10 protein-coding genes are annotated in these 9,190 nt (G+C 71.4%); 7 read left to right on the top strand and 3 right to left on the bottom strand.

Annotation, left to right across the window (positions count from 1 at the left end; translation table 11 throughout):
* Window positions 1-479: 479 nt before the first annotated feature.
* The 3 genes from ACWD4J_RS43740 to ACWD4J_RS43730 all read left to right on the top strand — a co-directional run bounded on the left by ACWD4J_RS43740 (window position 480) and on the right by ACWD4J_RS43730 (window position 3,190).
* Entirely contained in the window at window positions 480-764 is a 285-nt protein-coding gene (locus ACWD4J_RS43740; RefSeq protein WP_451401136.1) for a hypothetical protein, read from the top strand.
* A 157-nt stretch (window positions 765-921) separates the two neighbouring features.
* Window positions 922-2,451 carry a tRNA (N6-isopentenyl adenosine(37)-C2)-methylthiotransferase MiaB gene (gene miaB, locus ACWD4J_RS43735; protein ID WP_451401135.1) on the top strand — a complete coding sequence of 510 codons (1,530 nt, stop codon included), beginning with the start codon at window positions 922-924 and terminating at the stop codon, window positions 2,449-2,451.
* Window positions 2,452-2,476: 25 nt separating this feature from the next.
* Window positions 2,477-3,190, top strand: coding sequence for a class III extradiol dioxygenase subunit B-like domain-containing protein (locus tag ACWD4J_RS43730; protein ID WP_451401134.1), 714 nt, complete (start codon window positions 2,477-2,479; stop codon window positions 3,188-3,190).
* A gap of 85 nt (window positions 3,191-3,275) precedes the next feature.
* Here the strand turns inward: ACWD4J_RS43730 and ACWD4J_RS43725 are convergent, their stop codons facing one another.
* Together ACWD4J_RS43725 and ACWD4J_RS43720 are read right to left on the bottom strand one after the other, a co-directional pair.
* The gene (locus ACWD4J_RS43725; protein WP_451401133.1) at window positions 3,276-3,572 is read right to left on the bottom strand and encodes an antitoxin; all 297 of its coding nucleotides are present in this window, start codon (window positions 3,570-3,572) and stop codon (window positions 3,276-3,278) included.
* Between the two features lie 24 nt (window positions 3,573-3,596).
* Window positions 3,597-3,887 (bottom strand): hypothetical protein, encoded by a 291-nt coding sequence (locus ACWD4J_RS43720; RefSeq protein WP_451401132.1) that lies wholly within the window; start codon window positions 3,885-3,887, stop codon window positions 3,597-3,599.
* Window positions 3,888-4,069: 182 nt separating this feature from the next.
* On the opposite strand from ACWD4J_RS43720, the gene miaA reads away from it, so the two are divergent.
* The 4 genes from miaA to ACWD4J_RS43700 all read left to right on the top strand — a co-directional run bounded on the left by miaA (window position 4,070) and on the right by ACWD4J_RS43700 (window position 9,036).
* Entirely contained in the window at window positions 4,070-5,008 is a 939-nt protein-coding gene (miaA, locus tag ACWD4J_RS43715; protein ID WP_451401131.1) for a tRNA (adenosine(37)-N6)-dimethylallyltransferase MiaA, read from the top strand.
* Window positions 5,009-5,115: 107 nt separating this feature from the next.
* Window positions 5,116-5,622 (top strand): hypothetical protein, encoded by a 507-nt coding sequence (locus ACWD4J_RS43710; protein WP_451401138.1) that lies wholly within the window; start codon window positions 5,116-5,118, stop codon window positions 5,620-5,622.
* 70 nt (window positions 5,623-5,692) lie between these two features.
* Window positions 5,693-6,607 carry a diaminopimelate epimerase gene (gene dapF, locus ACWD4J_RS43705; protein ID WP_451401130.1) on the top strand — a complete coding sequence of 305 codons (915 nt, stop codon included), beginning with the start codon at window positions 5,693-5,695 and terminating at the stop codon, window positions 6,605-6,607.
* A gap of 191 nt (window positions 6,608-6,798) precedes the next feature.
* Entirely contained in the window at window positions 6,799-9,036 is a 2,238-nt protein-coding gene (locus ACWD4J_RS43700; protein ID WP_451401129.1) for a RelA/SpoT family protein, read from the top strand.
* A 10-nt stretch (window positions 9,037-9,046) separates the two neighbouring features.
* On the opposite strand, the gene ACWD4J_RS43695 is transcribed toward ACWD4J_RS43700, so the two are convergent.
* A partial coding sequence (locus tag ACWD4J_RS43695; protein ID WP_451401137.1) for an FHA domain-containing protein occupies window positions 9,047-9,190 on the bottom strand: 144 nt, incomplete at its 5' end.

The following is a 9,190-nucleotide window of genomic DNA, read 5'->3' as shown; positions in this document are numbered from 1 at the left end:
AGCTATCTCGCCGGACTCCACCTGCGCGCCTCGATGATCTGGCTCAAAGACCTCACCCGGACCACCCATTGATCACGACTCGATACGCGCCCTAGCACGGGGTGGTCAATCTGCGTGCGAGTCAGGGGAATTGACCGAAGCTCACCTGCCCGAGGGCTGTAAGTTCCACCACCATGTTGCAGCAAGTGCGTTCGGTGGTGGGCAGGAGAGAGTGATGGCGCCCATGTGGTCGGGGGCGGCCGGGATCCTCGCGGAAGCGGTGGGCCGGCTGGTCGGGGCGGGGTCCTGGTGGGGTCGGGGCAGAGTGCTGGGGCGGCGCCCGGATCCGGTCGTGGTGGAGCTGCGGGGCGGGTCCCCCGAGACCGCCGAGGACGTGCTGAAGCGCTTCACTGCCTACGAGACGAGGCTGCCGGTCAACCACCCGGCCATCTTCACCTACCAGGAGCAACGCGACCTTCACGTCGCCGGTGTACGCCGCCGTGAAGCAGATCAAGGGGGCGGCCGCGGTCCAGGACGTGGCGATCCCCTCGCTGGGACAGGTCAGTGATCAGGGCCCTCTCACGGACAGCGACCGTGGGATCTACGGCGTCACAGGCCCGCTCTGCCTGGACAACAAGGGCAACCCCTACAACAAGGCGGTCGCCATCGTCACCCTCGACCCCGACGACAAGGGCGTCCGCTTCGAGGCCCTCGCCTGGCCCACCGGCAAGCCGTCCACGAGCTGCGTCGTCCCGCAGACGGGGACGACTGGTCAGGAGCAGTAGGTGTCCGTGGCGGGCCGCTCGCCCGTGGCCGCGAAGCGGCAGACAGCCGCGTCGCGGGGGGCTTCTTCATGCATCGCGGTGGCGGCTGTGGTGGATGCTAGGGGCACCGCGACTGGCCATGGAGTGGGTGCTGCCGGCGCGCCCTTACCCTTGAGACATGACCAGCAGCAGGGACCGGGCCGGAGCAGTGGACGAAGTGGGCGTTACTCGAAGCTACGAGATCCGCACCTACGGGTGCCAGATGAACGTCCACGACTCCGAGCGATTGTCCGGGCTGCTCGAAGAGGCCGGCTATGTGCGCGCCCCCGAGGGATCGGACGGGGACGCCGACGTCGTCGTCTTCAACACCTGCGCCGTACGCGAGAACGCCGACAACCGGCTGTACGGCAACCTCGGCCGCCTCGCGCCGAAGAAGGCGTCCCGGCCCGGCATGCAGATCGCGGTCGGCGGCTGCCTCGCGCAGAAGGACCGCGACACCATCGTCAAGAAGGCGCCCTGGGTCGACGTCGTCTTCGGCACGCACAACATCGGCAAGCTGCCCGTGCTGCTGGAGCGCGCCCGCATCCAGGAAGAGGCGCAGGTCGAGATCGCCGAGTCGCTGGAGGCGTTCCCGTCGACGCTGCCGACCCGCCGCGAGAGCGCGTACGCCGCGTGGGTCTCCATCTCCGTGGGCTGCAACAACACCTGCACGTTCTGTATCGTCCCGGCGCTGCGCGGCAAGGAGAAGGACCGTCGGCCCGGCGACATCCTCGCCGAGGTCGAGGCGCTGGTCGCCGAGGGCGTCTCGGAGATCACGCTGCTCGGCCAGAACGTCAACGCCTACGGGTCCGACATAGGCGACCGCGAGGCCTTCAGCAAGCTGCTGCGCGCCTGCGGGAAGGTCGAGGGCCTGGAGCGCGTCCGTTTCACCTCGCCGCACCCGCGTGACTTCACGGACGACGTGATCGCCGCGATGGCCGAGACGCCGAACGTCATGCCGCAGCTCCACATGCCGCTGCAGTCCGGCTCGGACACGGTCCTGAAGGCCATGCGCCGCTCGTACCGCCAGGAGCGGTACCTGGGCATCATCGAGAAGGTGCGGGCCGCCATCCCGCACGCGGCGATCACCACCGACATCATCGTGGGCTTCCCCGGCGAGAGCGAGGAGGACTTCGAGCAGACCCTGCACGCCGTCCGCGAGGCCCGCTTCGCCCAGGCCTTCACCTTCCAGTACTCCAAGCGCCCCGGCACGCCGGCCGCGACCATGGACGGGCAGATCCCCAAGGAGGTCGTGCAGGCGCGCTACGAGCGGCTGGTCGCCCTCCAGGAGGAGATCTCCTGGGAGGAGAACAAGAAGCAGGTCGGCCGCACGCTCGAGCTGATGGTCGCCGAGGGCGAGGGCCGCAAGGACGGCGCGACGCACCGCCTCTCCGGCCGCGCCCCCGACAACCGCCTGGTGCACTTCACCAAGCCGGAGGAGGAGGTGCGCCCCGGTGACGTGGTCACGGTCGAGATCACGTACGCGGCCCCGCACCACCTTCTCGCCGAGGGCGAGGTGCTGAACGTCCGCCGCACCCGTGCGGGCGACGCCTGGGAGAAGCGCAACGCCGCCGAGGCCGCGAAGCCGGCGGGCGTGCTGCTGGGGCTGCCGAAGGTGGGCGTGCCGGCGCCGCTGCCGGCCGCCACGGGAGGCTGCTCCGCGCACTGAGCGCCGCAGCAGTAGTCTGCCGATCATGCTCGTTGCCGCCGCAGTCTGCCCCTGCCCCCCGATACTCGTACCCGAGGTCGCCGCCGGCGCCGCCCCCGAGCTGGATGCCGCGCGCACAGCGTGTACGGACGCCCTCGGGGTGCTCGCCGCCGCCCGTCCCGATCTGCTGGTCGTCGTGGGACCCGCCGAACAGAGCGGACGCGGAGTGCACCCCGAAGGGGCGCGGGGGTCGTTCCGCGGCTTCGGCGTGGATGTCGGCGTGCGCCTGGGACGTCCGGCGCGCGAGGCGCCGGAGCGGGAGCTTCCGTACTCGCTCGCGGTCGCTGCCTGGCTGCTGGAGCGTACGAGCTGGTCGGACGCCCCCATCGAGGGCCTCGGCGTGGGGGAACCCCTCGCGCCGGAGCAGTGTGCCGAGGTCGGGCGGGAGATCGCGGTCCAGGCCGGCCGGGTCGCGCTGCTCGTGATGGGCGACGCCAGCGCCTGCCGCACGGTCAAGGCCCCGGGATACCTCGACGAGCGGGCCGCGGGATTCGACGCGGAGGTCGCGCGTGCGCTGGGGAGCGCGGACGTGGCGGCGCTCAAGGCCCTCGATGCGGGACTCGCCCGCGAACTGAAGGCGGTGGGCCGCGCACCGTGGCAGGTGCTCGCGGGCGCGGCCGAGGACGCCGGCCTTGACGGCCGCCTGCTCTACGAGGACGCGCCGTACGGCGTGGGGTACATGGTCGCGGCCTGGTCGTAGCCGCCGGTTCACCGCGCAGACGAACGGCGGACGGCCGGGGAGCCTTTGCTCCACGGCCGTCCGCCGACGTGCTGTGCTGTTGTGTTCAGGAAGTCGGAGGGGGCGGCGAATCCTGGGGCGGCGGGGGCGGAGTGGCACCGCGGTCGCTTGCGGCTTCCTTGCGCTCCGTCTCTTCCTTATGGGCAAGTCGGTCCCAGGCGTCCTTGGCCTTGTCCGTGCCTGTGTGGATCTTCTCGGTGTACTTGCCCTTGGTCTTGTCGTCGACCATCTTCGCGGCCTTGTCCAGACCTCTGTCGATCTTTTCTTCGTGGTGCTGCGCGAAGTCCGAAACCTTTTCCCTGGCCGGGGCGAGCTTGGTCTTCAACGTGTCCAGGATGCCCATGGATTCACCTTTCCTCGCGGAGAGTTACTTACGGGCGCCCTCGCCGGCCTCGTTGTCGGCCGCTTCCTCCGCGGACTGCTGCTTGGGGATCTCCACGCTCTCCGCCGTGTTCTTCTCGGCGTCTGCCTCCGCTGTCTCCTGGGCCTCGGCGTCGGTGTCGGTGTTGTCGACGGGGTTGGTGCCGACCTCGGACGAGCCCTTCGCCTCCTCCGTCTCCGCTCCGGATTCGGCCGTCAGCGATTCGGCCGGCGCCTCGGCGGTTGACGCCTCCTCCTTGCCCTTTGACCTGCGGAGAAACCGTGCAAAAACGCCCATAACTACTCCATACCCTACTCGTGTGAGCGAAATCCCGCGCCGCCCGGTGCGTCTCATTGCGCCGCCCGGGGCGTCGGTTCTCTGAAAACCGGCGGCCGAACCTCGCAACAGGCAACGACCCCGGATACGTGGCGTCACGTAGCTCGTTCGGGCAACGGCCTGCGGTTTGCGAGACTGGGGCGGTGAGAAGTGCAGCTCCCGCGCCGCGGGTCATCGCCGTCGTCGGGCCCACCGCGGCAGGAAAGTCCGATCTGGGTGTCCATCTCGCCCAGCGGCTCGGAGGGGAGGTCGTCAACGCCGACTCCATGCAGCTCTACCGGGGGATGGACATCGGCACCGCCAAGCTGACGGCTGAGGAGCGCGGCGGCGTCCCGCACCACCTCCTGGACATCTGGGACGTCACCGAGACCGCGAGCGTCGCCGAGTACCAGCGGCTCGCGCGCGCGGAGATCGACCGGCTGCTCGGCGAGGGGCGCACGCCCGTCCTCGTCGGCGGATCCGGTCTCTACGTCCGCGGGGCCGTCGACAACCTCGAGTTCCCCGGCACCGACCCCGCCGTACGGGCCGCGCTGGAGGAAGAGCTGGAGCTGCGCGGGTCCGGTGCGCTGCACGCACGGCTGGCCGCCGCGGACCCCGAGGCCGCGCGGGCCATCCTGCCCAGCAACGGCCGCCGTATCGTGCGCGCCCTCGAGGTCATCGAGATCACCGGAAAGCCCTTCACCGCCAACCTCCCAGGTCACGACTCCGTCTACGACACCGTCCAGATCGGCGTCGACGTGCCACGGGCCGAGCTCGACGAGCGCATCACCACGCGCGTGGACCGTATGTGGGACGCGGGCCTGGTCGACGAGGTTCGCGCGCTGGAGTCGCAGGGGCTGCGCGAGGGCCGCACCGCGTCCCGCGCGCTCGGCTACCAGCAGGTGCTCGCGGCGCTCGCGGGGGAGTGCACCGAGGACGAGGCGCGCGGCGAGACCGTACGCGCCACCAAGCGCTTCGCGCGCCGCCAGGACTCGTGGTTCCGTCGCGACCCGCGCGTGCACTGGCTGAGCGGCGCCGCGGGGGATCTCCCGGAACTCCCCGAGCAGGCCCTGGCATTGGTCGAACGACCGGTTACAGCCTGATCACGTGATGGCATCGGGACGCTCCGGCCGCGGTCCGGCCCCCTGAGGCCATGCCATCATCGACCTTCGATCGACCAGAGAGTCCGAAGTTGGGAGGGCGCGTGGCGATGGAGGCCGGCCCTCGCGACACCGCACACGGTGGGGAACACGACACCGCACGCCGCGGCGGGCACGACACTGCGCAGGACGAGGTCCGACTGAGCTCCGACGGTCCGGACGTGACGCCGGACGGCGTGACCACCGACGGCCCCGAAGCGGACGAACTCGCCGGGCAGGCCGAGGTCGAGGTCGAGCTGCGCCCGCAGCGCCGGCTGCGGATCTGGCAGCTCGCGCCCATCGTGGGCCTCGCCGCGGTCGGCTCCCTGATGTTCGCCTTCCCGCTGGCCTTCGAGTTCGGCGACGGGGGTGCCGTCGTCGCCATGCTCGGCCTGCTGATCAGCTCCTGCGCCGCGGGCTGGGCCATGATGGCCGCGCGCCGCGTTGGCCACACATGGCCGGGGCTGCCTCAGCGGGGTTCCGGCCGCCGCCCCGACTGGCGCGTGATCGCCGGATACGCCGTGGTGGTCGTGTGCGTCGTGGTGCTCGCCGTATGGCGCGTGGCCCGGCTCCGCTGAGTCCACGGCCCCGGTCTCAGCCCGTGGCCCGGCACCGCGGAGTGTCCGGGCGACCCCGTACGATCGAGGAATGAGCTCGCGGATCGCCTTCCTCAAGGGGCACGGGACCGAGAACGACTTCGTGATCGTTCCCGACCCGGAGAACGCCATCGACCTGTCCCCGGCCGCCGTCGCCGCGCTGTGCGACCGCCGTGCGGGCATCGGCGGCGACGGCCTGCTGCACGTCGTGCGGTCCGCCGCGCACCCCGAGGCCAGGGAGATGGCGGCGCAGGCGGAGTGGTTCATGGACTACCGCAACGGGGACGGCTCGATCGCCGAGATGTGCGGCAACGGCGTGCGTGTGTTCGCGCGCTATCTCCAGCGAGCCGGGCATGTGGGCGAAGGTGATCTCGCGGTCGCCACGCGCGCGGGCGTGAAGCGCGTGCACATCGCCAAGGCCGTGTCCGACAGCGGCTCCGCCGCGGGGGACGTCACCGTCGGCATGGGCAAGGCCAGGTTCCCGGACGGCCCGGAGAACAGCGTCACGGTGAGCGTCGGCGAGCACAGCTGGCCCGCGCGCAACGTGAACATGGGAAACCCGCACGCGATCGCCTTCGTGGACGACCTGGACCAGGCGGGCACCCTCTGGGCGCCACCGCCCGTCACCCCGGAATCGGCCTACCCGGAGGGTGTGAACGTCGAGTTCGTCGTGGACCGCGGCCCCCGGCACGTGGCGATGCGCGTCCATGAGCGCGGCGCCGGCGAGACCCGCTCGTGCGGCACCGGCGCGTGCGCCGTCGCCGTCGCCGCGGCCCGCAGGGACGGCGCCGACCCGGCGGCCACCGGCACCCCGGTGACGTACGTCGTCGATGTGCCGGGCGGGCGCCTGGTGATCACGGAGCGTCCGGACGGCGAGATCGAGATGACGGGACCGGCCGTGATCGTCGCCGAAGGCGAGATCGACGCCCGGTGGCGGGACGAGCACCTCGCATCGGCGCGCCCCTGATCCTTCTCGGCGTACCCCTGATTCTTCGCTCGAATGGGTGATCCGTTTCACGCTCGGCGAGAGCCGGTGAGCGGCGCGTGATGGGCTCGGTAGCATCAAGCACCGGCCCGGACGGGGGAACGATCACTCCCCTGGGGTGAAGTCCCGGGGTGCCCCCTCCGCTCCGCCGGTCGACGCAGCCGGAGGTGCCCATGAGTGCGGAGGCCGCAGACCAGCCGACGCCGAGCGTAGTGACGCCCATGCACCGCAGGCGCGGCCGCCCCCGGATCGATCTGCGCAGACTGGGCCGGGCCGCACTGCTCGGGTCCGCGGCCCGGGACCGGCTGCCCGACGCCATCGGTCATGTGGTCGAGGCCCATCGCGCGCACTTTCCGGACGCGGACATCGAGCCGCTGCGCAGGGCGTACGTCCTCGCCGAGTCCTCGCACCGCGGACAGATGCGCAAGAGCGGCGAGCCGTACATCACGCATCCGCTCGCCGTGACGCTGATCCTCGCGGAACTCGGCGCCGAGACGACGACCCTGACCGCGTCCCTCCTCCACGACACTGTGGAGGACACGGAGGTGACGCTCGATCAGGTCGGCACGGAGTTCGGCGAGGAGGTGCGCTATCTGGTCGACGGCGTCACCAAACTCGAGAAGGTCGACTACGGAGCGGCGGCCGAGCCCGAGACCTTCCGCAAGATGCTCGTCGCGACCGGCAGCGACGTCCGCGTCATGTCGATCAAGCTCGCCGACCGGCTGCACAACGTCCGCACGCTCGGGGTCATGCGGCCCGAGAAACAGGCGCGGATCGCCAAGGTGACCCGGGACGTGCTCATTCCGCTCGCCGAGCGCCTCGGCGTGCAGGCCCTCAAGACGGAGCTCGAGGACTTGGTCTTCGCGATCCTCCACCCCGAGGAGTACGAGCAGACCCGCGATCTCATCGCCGCCAACGCCGCACGTGGTGACGACCCGCTCGCGGACATCGCGGAAGAGGTGCGGTCCGTGCTGCGCGACGCGGGCATCACCGCCGAAGTCCTCATCAGGCCGCGGCACTTCCTGTCTGTGTACCGGGTCCGCCGGAAACGCGGAGAGTTGCGCGGCGCCGATTTCGGACGGCTTCTCGTGCTGGTGAACGAGGTCGCCGACTGCTACGGCGTGCTGGGCGAGCTGCACACGTGTTTAACTCCGGTCGTCTCGGAGTTCAAGGACTTCATCGCCGTGCCGAAGTTCAACCTCTACCAGTCGCTGCACACCGCGGTCGCCCTGCCCCGGGCGCGAACGGACGCGCCCGGCGGGACCCCCGCGGCCGTCGAGGTCGCCGAGGTCCTGATCCGTACGCACCAGATGCACAAGGCGGCCGAGGCCGGCGTCATCGCTCTCGGCAACCCCTACGCCCCGGCAGCCGAGGACGCGGCCGACGGGGAGCGCCCCGAAGGGGAACGCCCCGAGAGCGAGCGTGCCGAGAGTGAGCGCGCCGACCCCACCCGGCCCGGCTGGCTGTCCCGGCTCCTCGAGTGGCAGCAGGCGGCCCCGGATCCCGACACGTTCTGGTCGACGCTCCGCGAGGACCTCGCCCAGGACGGCGAGATCACCGTGTTCCGTCCCGACGGGGGCAGGCTCGGACTGCCCGCGGGCGCCAGTTGCGTGGACGCGGCGTACGCGCAGTACGGCGAGGACGCGCACGCCTGCATCGGAGCCCGCGTCAACGGCCGTCTGGCGACACTCAGTACGGTCCTGCGCGACGGCGACACGGTGCAGCTCCTCATGGGCCAGGACCTGGCGTCCGGGCCGTCGAGGGAGTGGCTCGACCACGCCCGCACACCCGCCGCCCGGATCGCCATCAGCCGCTGGCTGGCCGCGCATCCGTCTGCCGCCGGGGCACTTCCCGCGATGTCCACCGGCCGGCTCCGGCCCGCGGCTCAGCCCCCGAGGGGTCGGACGGCGGCACCCCGCCGGGCCGCCGACGCGGCGCCCGCCGTACGCCCCGCCGCGGCGAACGTGGTCGTCGACCAGGCGGGCGCGACCGCGCGGCTCGCGGGCTGCTGCACCCCCGTACCACCGGACGCGGTGACGGCCTTCGCCGTGCGCGGCGGAGCCGTCACCGTGCACCGCGCGGAGTGCCCGGCCGTGGCGCAGATGAAGGGACTGGGGCGCACCGAGGTCGGAGTGCGCTGGGGCGACACGGCGGAGTGCCGGGTCACCTTGGTCGCAGAATCCTTCGGCCGGCCGCATCTGCTGGCGGACCTCACCGAAGTCATCGCCCTGGAGGGCGCGGCGATCGTCTCGGCGACCGTGGAGCCGCCCAGCCAGCAGCGCGTACGCCACACCTACACGCTCCAACTCCCGGACGCCGCACACCTGCCGGGGCTGATGCGCGCGATGCGCAACGTGGCCGGTGTGTACGACGTGAGCCGCGCGCAGCACTCGGCGGCGGCCACGCCGTAGACGCACACGTTTACGAAGGCACCGTTCGGGTGTGCACGGCGCGCGCCGTCCGGGCTCGGACGGCGCCGATCTGCACCTCGTCGCCGTTCGACAGGACGACCGAGTCGATCCGCTCCCGGTTGACGTACGTGCCGTTGAGGCTGCCCACGTCGGC

It is taken from the genome of Streptomyces sp. NPDC002577 (genome assembly GCF_053594815.1).
The sequence above is the reverse complement of the archived record's forward strand: the minus strand, read 5'-3'. Positions and strand labels throughout refer to the sequence as shown.

What these genes read in the sequence shown, in the direction of transcription:
- miaB (WP_451401135.1), top strand. Translation starts at nt 922, where the DNA reads ATGACCAGCAGCAGGGACCGGGCCGGAGCAGTGGACGAAGTGGGCGTT.
- ACWD4J_RS43730 (WP_451401134.1), top strand. Translation starts at nt 2,477, where the DNA reads ATGCTCGTTGCCGCCGCAGTCTGCCCCTGCCCCCCGATACTCGTACCC.
- ACWD4J_RS43725 (WP_451401133.1), bottom strand. Translation starts at nt 3,572, where the DNA reads ATGGGCATCCTGGACACGTTGAAGACCAAGCTCGCCCCGGCCAGGGAA.
- ACWD4J_RS43720 (WP_451401132.1), bottom strand. Translation starts at nt 3,887, where the DNA reads ATGGGCGTTTTTGCACGGTTTCTCCGCAGGTCAAAGGGCAAGGAGGAG.
- ACWD4J_RS43710 (WP_451401138.1), top strand. Translation starts at nt 5,116, where the DNA reads ATGGAGGCCGGCCCTCGCGACACCGCACACGGTGGGGAACACGACACC.
- dapF (WP_451401130.1), top strand. Translation starts at nt 5,693, where the DNA reads ATGAGCTCGCGGATCGCCTTCCTCAAGGGGCACGGGACCGAGAACGAC.
- ACWD4J_RS43700 (WP_451401129.1), top strand. Translation starts at nt 6,799, where the DNA reads ATGAGTGCGGAGGCCGCAGACCAGCCGACGCCGAGCGTAGTGACGCCC.